Genomic DNA, 18990 nt, shown 5'->3' on the forward strand with positions numbered 1-18990 from the left:
GCGCGTCGATGCGGCGCACATCGAAGCGAGATCGCTTCGACAGCACCGGACGCGGTTGCTTCGGTCAAATTCGAGCCGGATCGGACAGGCTGCCGAGGTTGGCAGGATTTAACATCCACGCCATAGTGAATGACTATCCTGGTCATGAGCCAATGTGGGGTCAGCTATGGACGTGTCACCTTCTGGTAACGAGAGCCGAAGCACGTCGGAGCCAACACAAGCAGCCCCCCAGGACAATGCGCACGCAGCAACGCGCATGCCGGCCATCATCGTCGGCGTCGTTGCCGCGATCATCGTTGCGCTGTCGATCTATTATCTGCTGCGGCCCGAGCCGCTGCTCGTGCAGGGCGAGGTCGATGCGACGCGGCTCGATATCGCCGCGCGCGTCGACGGACGGGTCAAGGACATCCCGGTCGAACGCGGACAGAATGTGGCGGCGGGCGCCGTCCTGGTGAGCATCGACAATCCGGAAACGCTTGCAAAGCAAGACCAGATGCGCGCCGCCAAGGCCGTTGCGGATGCGCAGCTCGCCAACGTGATGGTTGGAACGCGGGTGGAAACCATTGCTGCGCGGAAGGCGGAAATGGAGCGCGCGGAGGCCGCGCAGGTGCTGGCGCAGAAAACCTTTGATCGCGCCAAGACACTGACCGAGCAAGGCAACGCGCCGCAGGCCCGTCTCGACCAGACCACCGATGCGCTGCACGAAGCCGAGCGCGGGCTCGATCAGGCGAAATCAGCCTATGAGCAGGCGGTCAACGGCTACACCAAGGAAGAACGCGCGATCGCGAAAGCCAATGTCGAGAAGGCCGAAGCCGACATTCAGAGCGTCCAGTCGGTGATCGATCAGCTCGCGGTGTACGCGCCGGTCGCAGCGCAAGTCTATCAGCGCAACGTCGAGCCGGGCGAGTTCGTCTCGCCGGGCGTGCCGCTGGTGACGCTGATCAATCTCGGCGATCTCTGGATCCACTTCGATCTGCGCGAGGATCTCGTCAAGGGCCTGAAGGTCGGCGACAAGTTCGACGTCCGCATTCCGGCGCTCGACGACCGTCATGTCACGGTCGAGGTCAAGCTGATCGCCACCAAGGGAGAATATGCGAGCTGGCGGGCGACCCGCGCCACCGGCGATTTCGACTTGCGGACATTCTCGATCCGCGCCTACCCGGTCCAGTCGGTGCCCGAGCTGCGGCCCGGCATGAGCGCCTATCTCGACTGGCGGTCACGCCAATGAGGCTGGCCTCAAAGCCCGGATTCTGGCGGGTCGCACAGCGCGAATGCCGGTGGCTGTTGCGCGACCGCGTGGCATTGCTGCTGATCTTCGGCGTGCCGCTGTTCGCCTTCGTCGTGCTCACGGCCGTGTTCAGCCAACCGGTGATCCGCAGCCTCGGCGTCACCATCGTCGACACCGACAAGTCGGATACTTCGCGCGCGCTGACGCAGCAGGTCGCGGCCTCGCCGAGTCTCCGGATCGTCGACGATTCCGGCTCGCTGTCGTCAGCCGTACAGGACATCCGGTCCGGCAAGGCGATTTCGGCGATCTTCATCCCGCCGAATTTCGAACGCGACCTGAAGGCGGATCGCCGTCCGCAGGTCGTCGGCTTCTACAACCAGCAATTCCTGACCGCGGCCGGCATCGCGTCGTCGGGCCTGAACGATGTGCTGTCCGCCGCGGCGAGCGCGGCCGCTCCCGGCAACCGCGCCGCCCCCGCCCCGGCATCGATGGGAACGCTATCCGCGGAGACCATCGCGCTGGTCAATCCGCAGAAGAACTACGCGCAATTCCTGCTGCGTGCGCTGCTGCCGACGATCATCCACGTCGTGATCACGCTCGCCGCGGGCTATTCGGTCGGCTCCGAATTCCGCCGCCGCAACGCGCGGGAGTGGCTCGAAAGCGCCGGCGGCGATCCGATCGCCGCACTCGCCGGCAAGCTCGCGCCGCTGTTCGTGATCTTCATCCTGATCATGCTGGCCCAGCCGCTGATCCTCGAGGGCGTGCTGCAGATTCCCTTCAAGGGCGACGTGCTGCTGATGATCGCAGCGGGGCTGCTTCTGATCATCGCCTATCTGTCGCTCGGCGCCCTGTTGCAGCTTTTGGTCGGCGACCTCGCGACCGGGCTTGGCCTTGCCGGCCTGATCGCCTCCCCTGCCTTCGGCTATGCCGGTGTCGGCTTTCCCACCATCGGCATGAATACCTTCGCGCAGGTCTGGAGCGCGATCCTGCCGCTGCGCTGGTACATGGCGGTGTTGATGGGACAGGCGGCGCGCGGATTGCCGGCCTCGGAATCGGCAATTCCCTTCGCGGCGCTCGCGGGCCTCACGCTGCTGTTTGCCGCGCTCGCCTTGCTGCGCATGGCGAGCCTGACGCGCCGGGGCTGGTTTACGACGGCGCGGCCCGAGGAGCCGCCAGCGAGCGAGCCGGCGCCATCGGGCGTCGGCGGCGCCTTCGCGGCGGAGTGGCGGCGCGTGCTCGGAACGCGCAGCGCCTTCAGCCTGCTGTTCCTCGCGCCGCTGGTCTACGGCATTTATTATCCGCAGCCTTATCTGAACCAGATCCTCCGCAAGCTGCCGATCGCAGTGGTCGACAATGATCTCAGCGATCTCTCACGCCAGGTCGTCGAGACGCTCGATGCCAGCGGCACATTGAGCGTGACGGTGCGCGCCCGCACCCTCGCGGAGGCAAGCACCGCGATCGACCGCGGCTATGCATTTGCCGCTGTGCAGATACCGCCCGGCACCGAACGCGACGTGCTCAAGGGCCTCACCGCGCACATCCCGGTTTACGCCGACGCCACCTACCTGTTCATCTTCCGGTCGACCGCAGGCGCCGTCGCCACCGCGATCGGCACGCTGACATCCGAACTGGTGTCGCGGGGCGCTCGCGCCGACGGAAGTCTGGTCAAGGCGAAGCTCGCGAGCCTCAGCCCGGCCAACGTCCTGCTGCAACCGATCTTCAACCCGGTCGGCGGCTATGCGAGCTACATCGTCCCGGCGGCGTTCATCCTGATCCTGCAACAGACGCTGTTGATCGGCGCGGCGATGCTGACCGGCACGGCGCTGGCGAACTCCCGCAACACGGTCGCAGGCGTGTTCGGGCGCGGCGTGGCCCATCTGACCATCTACCTGCCGGCGCTCGCGCTCTATCTGATCGTGCTGCCGCGGATCTATGGTTTCTCGACGCTCGGGCATCTGCCGCAGATCTTCGCGCTGGCGACCGTCTTCCTGCTGGCGACGAGCTTCATGGGACAAGCGATCGGCGCCTGGTTCACGCGGCCGGAAAACGCCACCATCCTGCTGCTGGCGACCAGCCTGCCGCAGTTCTTCACCGCCGGCTTCGCATGGCCGCGCGAGGCCATCCCCCCTGCGGCCACGGCACTCGGCCGGCTGTTTCCGGCCGACTCGGCGATTGACGGCCTCGTGCGCATCAACCAGCTCGGCGCCAGCATCTGGGAGGTCTCGCATGACTGGCTCAGGTTGTGGTGCCTGGCCCTGGGCTATTTCGTGCTCGCCGTGATCTCCGCGCTGGTGTTCAAGAGAGGACCGCAACATGCCCAACGCTAGGCGCGCAGCCATTGTCGCGATCCCGCTTGTGCTCGTCGCGGGTGCGCTGATCTACGCCGAGAGCCGCGCAACGCCGGCGCCCGCAATCGTCGGCGTGGTCCGCTCCACCGAGGTCAGGATCGAGCCGGAAGTGAACGGCCAGCTGCTGTCGATCGCAGTCGAGAAAGGCGCGCAGGTGCACGCGGGCGACGTCCTCGCCAAACTCTCCGCGGTCGAGTTGACCGCACAGGCGGACCAGGCGCGGGCCGCGCAGGCCGCCGCGGTGGCGAGCCGCGACAACGTCTATGCCGGCGTACGCCGTGAGCAGATCGACTCGCTGAAAGCTGCGATCTCCAAGGCCAATTCACGGCTCGACTATGTGGAGACCCAGCTCAAGCGGATCACCACGCTGGCGAGCCAGAGCTTTGAAACCCAGCAGGCGCTCGACCAGGCCGAGAACGACGTTGCCGCCGCGCGCGCCGGCGTGGCGGCGGCCCAGGCGAATTACGATGCCGCCATGGCGGGGCCGACCAAGGAGGAGCGCGCCATCGCCGACGCACAGGTGCAGGCGGCCGCGGCCGCCGTCGCGGTGCTCGAGCGCCGTCTCGACAAGATGGTGCTGCGCGCGCCGGTCGACGGCGTGGTCAGCGTGATCGCCGCGGAAGTGGGCGAGAACGTTCGTGCGGGTCAGCCGATCCTGATGATCGCGGCGGCCGGCAAGCAATGGCTGTCGTTCAATGTGCGCGAGGACCATCTCGACGGTCTTGCGATGGGCAAGACCGTGAGCGTGATACCGAACGGTTCCGGCGCCGCCACCAAGGCTGCCATCACCGAGTTGCGGCCGCTCGGGGTGTTCGCCACCTGGCAGGCCGAGCGCGTGATCGGCGATCACGACCGAAACACGCTGCGCCTGCGTCTCGACCCCGCAGGCGCCGCGGAAGGCCTCGAACCCGGCATGAGCGTCCGGATCGCACGTTGACGCGCACAATGCCTGGCAGCGAACCGCAATGAGGTGCGTGCTGTCGCCCTCCGGCGCGTCGCGGAAGCTTGTGTGGGCCCGTCTCGCCGAATAGTCATCGGACTGTCAGAAGATTGCGACAAGAAGACAACGGCGTCGGCCCTGTTCGGCTCGGCCTTTATGGCATCGCCCCGATGCCACGCAAAAGATGGAGATTTGGCCGTGAGGCAGATTCGTTCGCGACGGAAGATGCATGTTGGCGCGATGCTGCTCGGTGCGGCGGCTTTGGCGGTCTTCCTGCCGTCGATGGCTTCAGCGCAAACCGCCTCGGCGCCGGCCGGCGCCAAGCCGTTCCTGACCGTCGACGGAAAGCAGCCGCTCGTGATCGGGCATCGTGGCGTGCCGGGCCTGGTGCCCGAGGAGACCGAGGCATCGTATGAGCTGGCCGCCGACCTCGGCACGGACGCGCTCGAAGAGGACCTGCATCTGACCAAGGATTGCGTGCTGGTGGCACGCCACAATCCATGGCTGGGCGACAACACCAACGTCGCCGAAGTGGCAAAGACCAATGCGGAAGTCGCGAAACGCAAGCGCACCGCGCCGGGCGTTGCCGTCAAGGTGAAATGGGCGCAAACGCCGACCAGCGGGCCGGCCGAATATCCCACCGACCTCATCGATCCGGCCGATCCCAAATCGGTGCTGAAGGCGCTGATCGTCGACGGCGACGATCACACCAATGATTGGTCGATCACCGATTTCACCATGGACGAGCTGAAGAGCTGGATCGCCGGCACCACCTATGATGCGGCCAACGAAAGGCCAAAACTCTTCAACGGCAAGTTTCCGATCATCAGTTTCCAGGACATCATCGACATCGCCAAGGCCAAGAGCAAGGTGACGGGACGTCCGATCGCGGTCTATCCGGAAACCAAGAATCCGACCTGGAACAATGCCCAGGCGATCGCCAATGGCTGCGGCGCGCCCGGCAGCCACCCGCTCGAGGATGCCCTGATCAAGATCATCAGGGATAACGGCCTCAACGCGAAGGACGCGCCGATCATCGTTCAGAGCTTTGAGCCCGGCAGCCTGAAATATATGCGCAGCCACGGACTGGAGACGCGGCAGGTTCAGCTGATCGACGGCAACGGCGTCGACTTCAAGACCGGCAAGGTGCTGCTCAACAACATCGCCAATTCCCGTCCGTACGACTGGACGGTCGCGGGTGACGGCCGCACCTTCGATGCGATGCTGAGGCCCGAGGGCCTCGCGGAGATCAAGACCTATGCCGACGGCATCGGTCCGTGGAAGGCCTATATCGTCCCCTACAAGATCTCACCGTGGAAGGACGCCAACGCCGACGGCACGCCCTACAAGGGATCGACGGCGGACGCCTCGACGCAGGACGCCACCAGCGTCATTGCCGACGCGCACAAGCTCGGCCTGTTCGTGCATGTCTTCACGTTCCGCAACGAGAAGAAATATCTGGCTGCCGACTATCGCGGCGACCCGGGCCTGGAATATCTGAAGTTCTTCCGCCTCGGCGTGGATGGGGTGTTCACCGATTTCACTCACACCGGCGTTGCCGCCCGCGCGGCCTATCTGCGTGAACTCGGCTGGTGACGCAGGCAACACAACCAGACTTCACGTACAGACACAAAAACGCGGCCCGGGAGTACCGGGCGCGTTCGTCTTTCACAGGCTGCGATCCGTGTTACTCGGTCGCGTACTTGAACTCGGGCATCGCCTTCAGCTCGTCCTTGGTCGCGCTGAACACCGCGTGATCCGGATACCAGGGATTCGGCTTCGACGCCGCCGCCGCGGGCGCCGCGCCGGTGGTGGTCGTCGACTTGGTCGTGCTGCCGGTGTTTGAGGCGCCGGTATAAGCGACCGGCTCGTTGACGAACTTCACCTTGTCGAGCGGCACTGCGACCAGATGCTCGCCGACGCCAAGGAAGCCGCCGACGCCGATCACGACAGCCTTGATGGCACCGTCCTTGTCCATCAGGAGATCGTTGATCGAGCCGACGCTCTCGTTCTTGTCGTTGTACACGCTGAGGCCGACGACCTTGGACGCGCGCCAGTCGCCATGATACGAGGTCGCCGACGTGGTCGACGTTGTTGTCGACGCCGCAGGTGACATCTTGTCGCCCTTGTCGGTGGGTGTCTGTGCAATCGCGATGGTTGCAAGCAAGGCGGAGCCGGCCACGCCGGCAACGATGGATTTGATCAACATCATGCGCTCTCCTCAGTTCGCAAAATCGATGCTGGGAAAACCCGTGATATGCGGGACCGTTCCTAATGAGCCTGCGCTCAAAAGTCGCCCCGATGCTTGGGAACGCCGTGCTGGGAACGCGATCGAAGCGATGCGGCAAGCCCGAGGGTTGCGCACTTTCAGACGCATGGAACGCGCTGCGGTCCTTGACGAAAGCGATCGTGATCTCTCAAGTAGGCTGCGGTTGAGCCTCACGACTGCGCCGGACGCGCAGTCCCTGATGTGACGATGTTTGGCTCACTAAGTCGTCCCGGCGAACCGCGCTTGCCCAAAATCACTCGCGCGCGCATGTCGCAGCGCGCCCGGCGCCACGAAAGCCGATCGAGCGCCGTGCCGCGCGCTCAGAAGCCGCCCCAATAGGGCGGCACGCCGTAGAAGCGATGCAGCTCGACTTCCTGCGAGCGGTCGCCCCAATCGAAATCCTTGTCGGCGCGGAACGACGGCGCGCGCTTCAATTCGTCGTCCTCGATGTCGAGCTCATAAGCTTCGAACTTCGTGTTGTAGTGCAGCCGGGCCCACGGCAGCGGAAGCAGGTTGGTTCCGATACCGAGAAAACCACCGAAGCTCAGCACCGCGTACGACACCTTGCCCGAGATCTTGTCGATCATCAGCCGCTCGATATGGCCGATCATGTCGCCATTGGCGCGGCGCACCGCCGTGCCCTCGACGCGGTCGCTTGCAATGAGCTGATGCGGCCTTGTCCCGACCTCGACAGCCATCTCACCCTCCTGGCCTGAAAGAGAAATAACGCGTCTCCTGGGGAACGGGTTCCGGCCCTGGTTATGACAGCCGCCCTTCCCCTTTTTTGATCGCCATGGCGCCGCGGCACCGACGTGCCGCATCCGGAGACTTCCGCACGTATTTCAAAGCATTAGGATTGATGACAGAACGATAACTTTTCTCCACAGCGCCGACCTGTTAACTCGTTATGCCGGGCAAGATTCCAGAAATGCACTGAAACAAAATTCCTGAGCCGCTTCCCCCGAATCACGGACAAAAGAGTCGGTATGACCCAGGCTGCGCCCAATATCCTCGTCGTCGAGGACGACCGCGAAACGCGGTCTCTCATCGCCAAATATCTCCGCACCAATTCCTGCCATGTCACGACCGCCTCCGACGGCCGCGAGATGGCCAAGGCCATGACCGACCATCGCGTGGATCTCCTGGTGCTCGACGTCATGCTGCCGGGCGAGGACGGCCTCAGCCTGTGCCGCAAGGTGCGCGCGGAGTCGCAAACGCCGATCATCATGCTGACCGCGCGCGGCGAGGACGTCGACCGCATCCTCGGCCTCGAGATGGGCGCCGACGATTACCTGGCCAAGCCCTTCAATCCGCGCGAACTGCTGGCGCGCATCAACGCGGTGCTGCGCCGGCAGGCCGCCGCGCGCAACGCCAGCGCGATCGAGGGCGCGACCACGCTGACCTTCCTCGGCTGGCGCATCGACATTCGCCTGCGCGAGCTGCGCAACCCCGAAGGCGCGCGCGTCGCCATGACCAGCGCCGAGTTCGACCTGCTGCGCACCTTCTGCGAACGGCCCGGCCGCGTGCTGTCGCGCGACAGCCTGCTCGACCTGACGCAAGGCCGCAGCGCCGGCTCGTTCGAGCGTTCGATCGACGTCTTGGTCAGCCGTATCCGACGCAAGATCGAGCCCGATCCGCAGGAAGCCACCATGATCAAGACGGTGCGGTCCGGCGGCTATGTGTTCACTCCGAGGGTGGAGGCGGTTGCCGCCACGAGCAACTGACCATGAAGCTGCTGCGCGTGCTGAGTCTGCGGGGGATCGGCGCCCAGATGGCGGCGCTGGTCGTCGTCTCGATCGTCACGCTGCACCTGATCATCACCGCCACCTTCCTGATCCATCGCCCGGACCGACCGGAGCCGTCCGATCGCTGGCACACCCAGCTCGCTGCCGCCGCGCAACTGCTCGGGCATGCGCCGGCATCGGAGCGGCCGCGGCTCCAGGCCGACGTCATCAGAGCCTTCCCGCAGCTTGCGATCGCTGACTTCACGTCCGATACCAGCGCCCTCACCGAGACCGACCCGCCGAGCCTGCACGCGCTGCGCCGGCTCGGCGCCGGCTATCACGTCTACTCACTGCCGCGCGAGGCGGGCAGCACGCCACGTGACGGCGAGATCCGCCGCGTCGCGATCCGTCTGCCCGACGGCACCATGTTCGCCGCGAACCTGATGCCGGACCAGCACATGCGGCCGTTCTGGGGCGGGCCGTGGATGATGACGGTGCTGTTCGCCGTCATCAGCGTCACCCTGCTCGGCCTGTGGGCGGCATGGGCGCTGACGGCCCCGCTATCATCCTTCGTCAAGGCCGCCGAGACCTTCAGCCTGAACGGCGCTGCCGCGCCGCTGCCCGAACGCGGCCCCGAGGAGATCCGCTCGCTGGCCAAGGCGCTGAACCGGATGCGCGAGCGCATCACGGCATTGATCGACGACCGCACCAAGATGCTGGCTGCGATCAGCCACGACCTGCGCACGCCGATCACGCGGATGCGGCTGCGCGCCGAATTCATCGAGGACGAGACCCATCGCCACCGCATGCTGCGCGACCTCGACCAGATGCGCTCGATGCTGGAATCGGTGCTGTCGTTCCTGCGCAACGACCGCAAGCTCGAGGAGATGACGCTGGTCGACATCGCGAGCACGCTGCACCTCGTCACCGACCAGTTCGCCGACATGGGACACAAGGTCAGCTACGAGGGTCCGCAGCATGCGATGGCGACCGCGCGGCCGGCCGACCTGCATCGCAGCATCACCAATCTGGTCGACAATGCCGTGCGCTTCGGCGGCGAAGTCGCCGTTCGCCTCGACGTCAAGCCGGATCGCCTCGTCATCGACATCGAGGATGACGGCCCCGGCATTTCGGACGCGCACAAGGCAAGCGTGCTGGAGCCGTTCGTGCGCGGCGACCAGGCGCGCAACATGGACGAGGCCGAAGGCTTTGGGCTTGGCCTGTCGATCGCCAACGCCATCGTGCTCGCGCATGGCGGCACGCTGTCGCTGCACGATCGCAAGCCGCATGGCCTGGTGGTCCGGATCGAACTGCCGGCGCGGCAGCAGCTGCTGCAATCGCCGCGCAAATCCGCGGCCTGATCAGGTTGATCTGATCGGCGACGAAGCTGACCGATAATCAAGGGATCAGGCGGCGAGCGGCCTGAGCTGCGCTGTGTCGTAGATCGCGATCGCCTCGAAGCGGTAATTGCAGGCGCGGCAATTCCACAGGAACGACGTGCGCCCTTCGCTGTGCTCCACCCAATCGGGCCGGGCAATCGGCTTGCCGCATTGCGCGCAGGGATTTTCGCGAGGCATGTAGCCGGTGTCCTGTCGGACCATGGCGCATCTCCCGAATGTTGTTTCTTGCGTGCTTTTGAATGGACAGACGTGCTGACTCAACACGCTTGCTGTCACTGGCGAGTGTAGACCTTCATCGAGTCGTTTGCACGACAATCCGCTGTGGATAGTGTGCGGCAAAAGGCGGCCGCAAAATCGGACGCAAAAACAATTTTCGGCTGAGACGATTGAAGCAAACAATTTGAAGCATCTGTCTTCGCAAGCGCATCGTCCGCTTCAGCCGCACCCGGACGATCGCGGACGCAGAACGTTCGCTGATGCGAAGGTTTTGCCACATTCCTGCCCGCTCGCCGTACCAATGAGACCGCAGAACCGACGCGCGTTTGATCACCCGGGCGACCCGAGATGAAGACCCTTCAGACCCTTGGCTACCTTGCCGCCGCAATCGCCGTGCTGGCGTCCTGCGCCGGCGCGCGTGCACAATCGCGGGCGCAATATGAAGCGATGGTGGCGGCGGAGGCCCAGGCCAACCTGGTGCCGGAAGAGCTGGTGCATCGCGTCATCGTCCGCGAGAGCAAGTACCATCCGCAGCTGATCGGGCGCGGCGGCGCCATCGGGATGATGCAGATCAAGCTCGCGACCGCCCGCGGGGTCGGCTACACCGGTACCGCCGAAGGGCTGCGCGACGCCGCGACCAACCTCAAATACGGCGTCAAATACCTCGCGGGCGCCTATCGCGCCGCCAATGGGGATTTCGACCGAGCCGTGCGTTATTTCGCGGGCGGGTATTACTACGTCGCAAAGCGGCAGCGCGGCGGTCACCTCAAGGAGGCGATGCATGGCGGCGCGGGCGCGCCGCCGAAGGAACTCGCCAAGCAAGAGCAAATGCAGGACCAAATGTCTGCCGAGACCGCCGAGCCGACGCCTGAACAGGCCCCCAAATAGCTGCTTGCGTGTCCCGAACGCGGTGCAACGCGCAAGCCTTGCTCCGCAGAGCCGGGACCTCCGTTTCGAAAGAATACGCCCCGGCTCGGCAGCGCACCGCTGTCGCGCTGTGCTGCGTTCGTGGCACGCGCGCCCTGCGCACGCCGCGGTGCCGCTCCTGGCATACAAGTTGACACATCCGCCCATCAGCCTACATTAGGGGCGTTCCGAGGGGTGCTCCGAAGGAGGAGCTGAGATACCGCAAGCTTGGACTTCGCCATCACGGCGATCAGTTCGGGACCGCGGTGACCCTTTGAACCTGATCCGGGTCATGCCGGCGAAGGGACAGGGATGTATCAGACGACACAACCGCGGGGGGATTCCCCCGTCTCGATCATCGGCGCAGGCATAACCGGCGCCTGGCATGCGTTGTTGCTCGCAGAGGCCGGACGTGCGGTCACCCTGCATGAGCGCAGTGACGCTGCGATGACGCAATCCACAAGCCACTGGGCCGGCGGCATGCTGGCGCCCTGGTGCGAGGCCGAGGCCTCCGAACCCGTGATCTCGCGGCTCGGCATCCGCTCGCTCGACCTGTGGCGGCAGCATTTTCCGGAAACGGCGTTCAACGGTTCGCTGGTGGTGGCGCATCCGCGCGACCGCGCCGATTTCGAGCGCTTTGCCCGCCTCACGTCAGGTTATCGCCGGCTCGATGCCGAGGGCGTCCGCGAACTCGAACCGTCGCTCGAGGGCCGCTTCCGTGACGGTCTGTTCTATCCCGACGAGGGCCATGTCGAGCCGCGCCGCGTGCTGCCGCGGCTGCATGCCGCGATCGCCAAGGCCGGCGGCGCCATCAAGTTCGGCAGCGACGCCGACGCTGATGATCTCGACGGCCTCGTGATCGACTGCCGCGGCCTTGCCGCGCGCGACCGCGAGCCGAGCCTGCGCGGCGTCAAGGGCGAGATGATCGTTATCGAGACCGCGGAGGTCGAATTGTCGCGCCCGGTGCGGCTGATCCATCCGCGCTGGCCGCTTTACGTGATCCCGCGCGGTGACGGCCGCTTCATGCTGGGCGCGACCTCGATCGAGGCCGAGGACAACGGCGTCAGCGTGCGCTCGGCGCTGGAATTGCTCGGCGCCGCCTATGTGGTGCATCCGGCGTTCGGCGAGGCGCGCATCGTCGAATTCGGCGCCGGCCTGCGCCCGGCGTTTCCGGACAATCTGCCCAAAATCAGCATCGAGCAGGAACGCATCACAGTGAACGGACTCTACCGTCACGGCTTCCTGCTCGCGCCGGCGCTGGCCGAGCTGACGCTCGCCTATCTCGCGCGCGGCGAAATCGACAATGAGGTGATGCAATGCGCGTAATCGTGAACGGCGAGCAGCGGGAGATCAGCGCCGTCAGTGTCGATGCGCTGCTCGCCGAGCTCGACTACGCGGGCACCCATTTCGCCATCGCGCTGAACTACGACGTGGTGCCGAAGAGCCGCTGGGCCGAGACCGCGCTCAGGGCTGGCGACGAGATCGAGATCATCACGCCGCGGCAGGGAGGGTGATGATGGCTAACGCATACTCCCTCCCCTCGTCGTCCCGGCCGAGTGCGCGCTTGCGCACGGAGCCGGGACCCATACGCCGCGGCCCTTCCTTGGGCACACTTGGAGACGCTCGTCGCAACAACACCCGGTCGTGGTTATGGGTCCCGGCCTTCGCCGGGACGACGGCATAGTGTGAGGAGACACATGGTCACCTTCTACGGCAAATCCTTCCCGTCCCGCCTCTTGATCGGCACCGCGCTGTATGCGTCGCCGGCGATCATGCAGGGCGCGATCCGCGCCTCGGGCGCCAGCATCGTCACCGTATCGCTCCGCCGTGAAGCCGCGGGCGGCAAGACCGGCGATGCGTTCTGGTCGCTGATCCGCGAGCTCGGCGTTACCGTGCTGCCGAACACCGCGGGCTGCCGCAGCGTGCGCGAGGCGGTGACCACCGCAAAACTCGCGCGCGAATTGTTCGGCACGCCCTGGATCAAGCTCGAGGTGATCGCCGACAACGACACGCTGCAGCCCGACGTGGTCGGCCTGGTCGAGGCCGCCACCATCCTGATCAAGGACGGTTTTGAAGTGTTCCCCTATTGCACCGAGGATTTCTCGGTCGCCGCGCGGCTGGTCGAGGCCGGCTGCAAGGTGGTGATGCCGTGGGCAGCGCCGATCGGCAGCGCCAAGGGCATCACCAACCGCGACGCGCTGAAACTGCTACGCGACCGCCTGCCCGATATCACGCTGGTGGTCGACGCGGGCTTAGGTGCGCCATCGCATGCCGCCGAAGCGCTCGAGCTCGGTTACGACGCCGTGCTGCTCAACACCGCGGTGGCGAAAGCCGCCGATCCGGTTGCGATGGCCAACGCCTTCCGCCTCGGCGTCGAGGCCGGCCGCACCGCCTATGAAGCCGGGCTGATGGAAGCCCGCGACTTCGCCTCCCCCTCCACCCCTGTCGTTGGGACCCCGTTCTGGCATGCCGTATCCTGATCCGTTCTATCCCGTCGTCGACAGCATCGAGTGGGTCGAACGACTGACCAAGCTCGGCGTCGGCACCATCCAGCTGCGCGCCAAAGAGCTCGACGATGCCGAGGCGCTGCAGATCGTCACCGACGCGCTGGCCGTGACCAAGGGCACGGGCACAAAACTCGTCGTCAATGACTATTGGCGCGCGGCTGTTGTCGCGGGCGCGGAGCATCTGCATCTTGGCCAGGAAGATTTGGCCGACGCCGACCTCTCTGAAATCCGCAAGGCCAAACTCACGCTCGGCGTCTCCACGCACGATGATGCCGAGCTCGCCACCGCGCTCGCGGCCAAGCCCGACTATGTCGCGCTCGGCCCGATCTTCTTCACCACGCTGAAGTCGATGCGGTTCGCGCCGCAGGGCATACCGAAGATCACCGAGTGGAAGAAACGCATCGGCGCGATCCCGCTGGTCGCGATCGGCGGGATCAAGTTCGAGCACGCCGCCGAGATCTTCGCCGCCGGCGCCGACTCGATCGCCGTCGTCAGCGACGTCACCCAGAACGCCGACCCCGACGCGCGGGTGCGGCAATGGCTCGGCCTCAACGCGGAGGCCGCGTGATGCCCACAACCCGCGCTCCACGCACTCTGCCGTCATCGCCCGGCTTGACCGGGCGATCCAGTACGCCGTGGCGTCTCCGTATCCCACCGCGGCCTCTGGAATACTGGATCCCCGCTTTCGCGGGGATGACAGCGGTACTCAACTCGCGCGCAGCGATGCCAACGAACTAAAGGAGGATCCCATGAACATCCGCTCCAACCCCGACACCACGCTCCCCGCCGTCACGACAGGCTCGCTGCCCTCATCGCGCAAGATCTTTGCAACGCCGGAGGCCGCGCCCGACATCCGCGTTCCCTTGCGCGAGATCATCCTCTCCGAAGGCGCCGGCGAGCCGAACCTGCCGGTCTATGACACCTCGGGCCCCTACACCGATCCGGCCGTGACGATCGACGTCAACAGCGGCCTGCCGCGCAATCGCCTCGCCTGGGTCAAGGAGCGCGGCGGCGTCGAGGAATATCAGGGCCGCGACATCAAGCCGGAAGACAACGGCAATGTCGGCGCATCCCACGCCGCCAAGGCGTTCACCGCGCACCACAGGCCGCTGCGCGGCCTCGACGGCCACAAGATCACCCAGCTCGAGTTTGCCCGCGCGGGCATCATCACCAAGGAGATGATCTACGTCGCCGAGCGCGAGAATCTCGGCCGCAAGCAGCAGCTCGAGCGCGCGGAGGCAGCCCTTGCCGACGGCGAGAGCTTCGGCGCTGCGGTGCCGGCCTTCATCACGCCGGAGTTCGTGCGCTCTGAGATCGCGCGCGGCCGCGCCATCATCCCCTCGAACATCAACCATGCCGAACTCGAGCCGATGATCATCGGCCGCAACTTCCTGACCAAGATCAACGCCAATATCGGCAACTCGGCGGTGACTTCGTCGGTCGAGGAAGAGGTCGACAAGATGGTGTGGGCGATCCGCTGGGGCGCCGACACCGTGATGGACCTCTCCACGGGGCGCAACATCCACACCACCCGCGAATGGATCCTGCGCAACTCGCCGGTGCCGATCGGCACCGTGCCGATTTATCAGGCGCTGGAGAAGTGCGAAGGCGATCCCGTCAAGCTGACCTGGGAGCTCTACAAGGACACCCTGATCGAGCAGTGCGAACAGGGCGTCGACTATTTCACGATCCACGCCGGCGTGCGGCTGTCCTACATCCACCTCACCGCCAACCGCGTCACCGGCATCGTGTCGCGCGGCGGCTCGATCATGGCGAAGTGGTGCCTCGCGCATCACAAGGAGAGCTTCCTCTACACCCACTTTGACGAGATCTGCGACCTCATGCGCAAGTATGACGTCTCGTTCTCGCTCGGCGACGGCCTGCGCCCCGGCTCGATCGCCGACGCCAACGACCGCGCGCAATTTGCCGAACTGGAGACGCTCGGCGAGCTGACAAAAATCGCGTGGGACAAGGGCTGCCAGGTCATGATCGAGGGCCCCGGCCATGTGCCGATGCACAAGATCAAGATCAATATGGACAAGCAGCTCAAGGAATGCGGCGAGGCGCCGTTCTACACCCTCGGGCCGCTGACCACCGACATCGCGCCGGGCTACGACCACATCACCTCGGGCATCGGTGCGGCGATGATCGGCTGGTTCGGCTGCGCGATGCTCTGCTACGTCACACCGAAGGAGCATCTCGGCCTGCCCGACCGCAACGACGTCAAGGTCGGCGTCATCACCTACAAGATCGCGGCCCACGCGTCTGACTTGGCGAAGGGCCACCCCGCCGCGCAGCTCCGTGACGACGCGCTCAGCCGTGCCCGCTTCGACTTCCGCTGGCAGGACCAGTTCAACCTCGGCCTCGACCCCGAGACCGCGAAGAACTTCCACGACGAGACCCTGCCGAAGGAAGCCCACAAGGTCGCGCATTTCTGCTCGATGTGCGGCCCGAAATTCTGCTCGATGAAGATCACCCAGGACGTCCGCGACTACGCCGCGACGCTGAACGATCCGACCGGCGTCGGGGCGTCGATCTCAGGCACCATCGAGGACGGCATGGCGCAGATGAGCGCCAAGTTCAAGGAGATGGGCGAGAACCTGTATCTCGATGCGGAGAAGGTGAAGGAGAGCAATCGGGTGTTGTGAGGGCTCGCCCTCGCCGCTCGTCATGCCCGGGCTTGACCCGGGCATCCATCCAAAACGAAGAGGCCGGGCGACAGCCTGGCCTCTTGGCCTCTAGGCGCGTACGCATCAATCCATTGCGCGTGTGCGAGATGGCAATGCCCTCTCAAACACGGACATTGACGGTGCATAGATTTGATATCAGCTACGGGCCAGGAGCCGACATTAGCGAAACCTGCCCAAGTTGCTAAACTTACGAGTGGGGATCAATGGGTGACGTCGCTGCTCAGACGTTGCCATGGTCAGCCGACGGAAGCCTGGAGTTGGCCATGTACACGATGCGGGACATCGAGATTATTGAAGGACTGGACATAATTCGGCGAAGACCAGATATGTTTATTGGTACGGTTGAGCCGGATCGATCTTCAGCGTTGCGCTTGCCGAGTGCAGTTGTCGATGCCATTGCAAATTTGGAGCCTTCGCCAAAAGAGATTCGTGTTCGGTTGTGGAGTCAGTCCACAATCACGGTGGCTTGGGACGGAACGCCGCTTCCCATCGTACCCCTTCACTCCGATTGGGAGAACCGTGCCGCATCCAGCAATCTATGAACTATTCTTGTACATCCGCGCTGGTGTGCCACCATTCGAACCATTCGCCATCGGTGCCATCTTGAACGCCCTGTCAGAGCGGCTCGTTGTATCAACCGTGCACGACGGTCAACGATACCGGGTCAGTTTTTCCAAGGGGAAGCTCGTCTCCCTTCTCGACGTAGTGAGTTGCGATAGACCATTGGGAACCAATTGGTTCACCTTTAGCCCTGACGCAACGACCATCGGCGGCTATCAAGTGACGTGGGCCGACATACAATGCCTCACGATGAGGCAAGAAAATCGGCGGCTCTCTATTGAGGACCATTCGGGGGAGAAGGCCGATTGGTGGTAGGAGCCATGCCCGCTTTGGGTCACAAGGCGACAAAGGCGTAACCCACCGGTTGGTCGACGAGACAATGGTGGGTTACGCTTCGCTAACCCACCCTACGATGCCGACGCGCCAACAGCCGCCGCCCGCACACCACCACCCACCCCCGCCCCAAACTCAATCTCCCGATATCCTCCCGCCGCCACGCCATTGATGATCCCCAAGAACTTCGGCGTGCCGCCGTTGTACACGAAATACCGCACCGTCCCCTCCTCATGGCCGGCGACGTTGGAGTTGTAGCCGGTGAACCACGACTTGGCTTTGCGCATCAGCATGATCTCGTACATCTTGGCGACATGCGCGGTCCAGCGCTCCTGTGCTTCCAGCGTGGCGTCGGCGCGGGTCAGGCCGCGGTCCCACATGTATTGCAAGAGATTGGTGCACCAGTTGACGCCGTTCTCGATGCCGCGCGGGAAGTTCGTGGACGCTGAGGCGCTTTGCGGGCCGGTCGGCATCAAGAGGTTCGGGAAGCCGTGCACGAGCATGCCGAGGAAGGTCGACGGCGCCTGCTTCCATTTGTCTGATAGCTTCGCGCCGCCGATGCCGGTGATGTCGATCAGATCATAGGCGCCGGTGATGGCGTCGAAGCCGGTGGCGTAGACGATGATGTCGAATTCGTAGTCGCGCGCCGTGGTGCGCAGGCCTGTCTCGGTGACGCGCACCAGCGGCGTCTCGCTGAGATCGACGAGATGCACATTGTCGCGGTTGTAGGCCTCGAAATACCGGGTCTCCAGCGGCAGGCGCTGCACGCCGAAGCCGTGATCTCTGGGGATCAGCTTCTCGGCGACCTTCGGATCCTTCACACGGCGGCGGATGCGGTCCGCGATATATTCCGACAGTTCGGCATTCGCGGCCTCATCCATGAAGATCTCGCGGAAATTCGCGAGCCAGATGCCGAAGCCGGGCTCGTCGTAGAGCTTGTCCCACAAGGCCAGCCGCTCCTCGCGGCTCACCTCGTAGAAGCCGCGCTTGTCGGGGCCGTGCACGAAGCTGCCCGGCGTCAGCGCGCAGGCGGCGAAGATCTCGTCGTAGCGTGCGCGGATGTCGGCCATCTCCGCGTCCGAGATCGCGCTGTTGTTGAGCGGCGCGCTCCAGTTCGGCCGGCGCTGGAACACGGTGAGCTCGCCGACCTTGTCGGCGATCTCGCCGATCACCTGAATGCCGGTCGCGCCGGTGCCGATCACGGCGACTTTCTTTCCCGTGAGATCGACCGGCTCGTGCGGCCAGTAATAGGTGTGGAACGAGCGGCCCTTGAAGTCGGAGATGCCCGGTACGCGCGGCATGGTCGGCGCCGAGAGCAGGCCGATCCCCAGCACCACGAAACGGCAGGTCAGCTCACGGCCGTCACTGATCCTGAGCTGCCAGAGGTCGCGCGCCGCGTCGAACTGCATCGCCTCGACCTTGCAGTTGAACTGCATTTGCCTGCGCAGGTCGAACTTATCGGCGACGTAGTTGAGGTAGCGCAGATTCTCGGGCTGGCCGGAGAAGCGCTCCTTCCAGTGCCACTCGTCGAGCAGCTCGCGCGAGAACGAGAAGCCGTAGGTGTAGCTCTCGGAATCGAAGCGGCAGCCGGGATAGCGGTTCCAGTACCAGGTGCCGCCGAGATCGGGCGCGGCTTCGAGCACGGTGGCGTCGATGCCGAGATCGGCGAGCCGCTTGATCTGGTAGATGCCGGCGACGCCGGCGCCGACCACGATCACCTCGTAATGGGTCTTCGGCTCTGCCGTCATGTCCTGCTCCCGAAATTCTTCTTGATCTGTTGGGCTGGATTACAGACCCTTTTGCCGGTGCAGGCAACTGCGCGCGAGCGGGCGCGACTTGCGTTGAGGCGCTGCGAGCGCCACATCGTA

Annotated in this window: 17 protein-coding genes and 1 riboswitch; of the genes, 13 read left to right on the top strand and 4 right to left on the bottom strand. The window is 64.8% G+C overall.

What is annotated here, in order from left to right:
* The first annotated feature begins 256 nt into the window (after positions 1–256).
* The 4 genes from ACVIGB_RS17845 to ACVIGB_RS17860 all read left to right on the top strand — a co-directional run bounded on the left by ACVIGB_RS17845 (position 257) and on the right by ACVIGB_RS17860 (position 6112).
* Positions 257–1228 (top strand): HlyD family secretion protein, encoded by a 972-nt coding sequence (locus tag ACVIGB_RS17845; RefSeq protein ID WP_456721643.1) that lies wholly within the window; start codon positions 257–259, stop codon positions 1226–1228.
* Positions 1225–3555: an ABC transporter permease gene (locus ACVIGB_RS17850; RefSeq protein WP_456721642.1), complete on the top strand. Its 2331-nt coding sequence runs from the start codon at positions 1225–1227 to the stop codon at positions 3553–3555. The genes ACVIGB_RS17845 and ACVIGB_RS17850 overlap by 4 nt, the downstream gene beginning before the upstream one ends.
* Positions 3542–4513 carry an HlyD family secretion protein gene (locus ACVIGB_RS17855; RefSeq protein WP_456721641.1) on the top strand — a complete coding sequence of 324 codons (972 nt, stop codon included), beginning with the start codon at positions 3542–3544 and terminating at the stop codon, positions 4511–4513. Before ACVIGB_RS17850 ends, ACVIGB_RS17855 begins: the two co-directional genes overlap by 14 nt.
* A gap of 201 nt (positions 4514–4714) precedes the next feature.
* A complete protein-coding gene (locus ACVIGB_RS17860; protein ID WP_456721640.1) occupies positions 4715–6112 on the top strand; it encodes a glycerophosphodiester phosphodiesterase family protein in 1398 nt (465 codons plus the stop codon).
* Between the two features lie 91 nt (positions 6113–6203).
* Here ACVIGB_RS17860 and ACVIGB_RS17865 read toward each other — a convergent pair whose 3' ends face one another.
* Both ACVIGB_RS17865 and ACVIGB_RS17870 read right to left on the bottom strand, forming a co-directional pair.
* Positions 6204–6725: a PRC-barrel domain-containing protein gene (locus ACVIGB_RS17865; RefSeq protein WP_092125945.1), complete on the bottom strand. Its 522-nt coding sequence runs from the start codon at positions 6723–6725 to the stop codon at positions 6204–6206.
* 380 nt (positions 6726–7105) lie between these two features.
* Entirely contained in the window at positions 7106–7483 is a 378-nt protein-coding gene (locus ACVIGB_RS17870; RefSeq protein ID WP_456721639.1) for a PRC-barrel domain-containing protein, read from the bottom strand.
* A gap of 288 nt (positions 7484–7771) precedes the next feature.
* Here ACVIGB_RS17870 and ACVIGB_RS17875 point away from each other — a divergent pair, with 288 nt between their 5' ends.
* A complete protein-coding gene (locus tag ACVIGB_RS17875; RefSeq protein WP_021079973.1) occupies positions 7772–8509 on the top strand; it encodes a response regulator in 738 nt (245 codons plus the stop codon).
* 2 nt (positions 8510–8511) lie between these two features.
* The gene (locus ACVIGB_RS17880) at positions 8512–9870 is read left to right on the top strand and encodes an ATP-binding protein (RefSeq protein WP_456721638.1); all 1359 of its coding nucleotides are present in this window, start codon (positions 8512–8514) and stop codon (positions 9868–9870) included.
* A gap of 45 nt (positions 9871–9915) precedes the next feature.
* Here ACVIGB_RS17880 and ACVIGB_RS17885 read toward each other — a convergent pair whose 3' ends face one another.
* Complete coding sequence (locus ACVIGB_RS17885) at positions 9916–10110, bottom strand: hypothetical protein (RefSeq protein ID WP_092116000.1); 195 nt, start codon at positions 10108–10110, stop codon at positions 9916–9918.
* A 363-nt stretch (positions 10111–10473) separates the two neighbouring features.
* Between ACVIGB_RS17885 and ACVIGB_RS17890 the strand changes: the two genes are divergently transcribed.
* The 7 genes from ACVIGB_RS17890 (at position 10474) to ACVIGB_RS17920 (ending at position 16770) form a co-directional block, all read left to right on the top strand.
* Positions 10474–11013 carry a transglycosylase SLT domain-containing protein gene (locus tag ACVIGB_RS17890; protein ID WP_456721637.1) on the top strand — a complete coding sequence of 180 codons (540 nt, stop codon included), beginning with the start codon at positions 10474–10476 and terminating at the stop codon, positions 11011–11013.
* Between the two features lie 199 nt (positions 11014–11212).
* A riboswitch (TPP riboswitch) is annotated at positions 11213–11355 on the top strand.
* On the top strand, positions 11344–12357 hold the full coding sequence (locus tag ACVIGB_RS17895; protein ID WP_456721636.1) for an FAD-dependent oxidoreductase: 1014 nt from the start codon (positions 11344–11346) through the stop codon (positions 12355–12357). (Overlaps the previous riboswitch by 12 nt.)
* The gene (gene thiS / locus ACVIGB_RS17900) at positions 12348–12545 is read left to right on the top strand and encodes a sulfur carrier protein ThiS (RefSeq protein WP_456721635.1); all 198 of its coding nucleotides are present in this window, start codon (positions 12348–12350) and stop codon (positions 12543–12545) included. Before ACVIGB_RS17895 ends, thiS begins: the two co-directional genes overlap by 10 nt.
* 183 nt (positions 12546–12728) lie before the next feature.
* Positions 12729–13511 carry a thiazole synthase gene (locus ACVIGB_RS17905; RefSeq protein WP_456721634.1) on the top strand — a complete coding sequence of 261 codons (783 nt, stop codon included), beginning with the start codon at positions 12729–12731 and terminating at the stop codon, positions 13509–13511.
* A complete protein-coding gene (locus ACVIGB_RS17910; protein WP_456721633.1) occupies positions 13498–14106 on the top strand; it encodes a thiamine phosphate synthase in 609 nt (202 codons plus the stop codon). Before ACVIGB_RS17905 ends, ACVIGB_RS17910 begins: the two co-directional genes overlap by 14 nt.
* A gap of 181 nt (positions 14107–14287) precedes the next feature.
* Entirely contained in the window at positions 14288–16186 is a 1899-nt protein-coding gene (thiC, locus tag ACVIGB_RS17915) for a phosphomethylpyrimidine synthase ThiC (RefSeq protein ID WP_456721632.1), read from the top strand.
* A gap of 305 nt (positions 16187–16491) precedes the next feature.
* Positions 16492–16770, top strand: coding sequence for a hypothetical protein (locus ACVIGB_RS17920; protein WP_456721631.1), 279 nt, complete (start codon positions 16492–16494; stop codon positions 16768–16770).
* A 426-nt stretch (positions 16771–17196) separates the two neighbouring features.
* On the opposite strand, the gene ACVIGB_RS17925 is transcribed toward ACVIGB_RS17920, so the two are convergent.
* Positions 17197–18870, bottom strand: coding sequence for a flavin-containing monooxygenase (locus ACVIGB_RS17925; RefSeq protein WP_456721630.1), 1674 nt, complete (start codon positions 18868–18870; stop codon positions 17197–17199).
* Positions 18871–18990: the final 120 nt, after the last annotated feature.

It is taken from the genome of Bradyrhizobium sp. USDA 4341 (assembly GCF_054063755.1).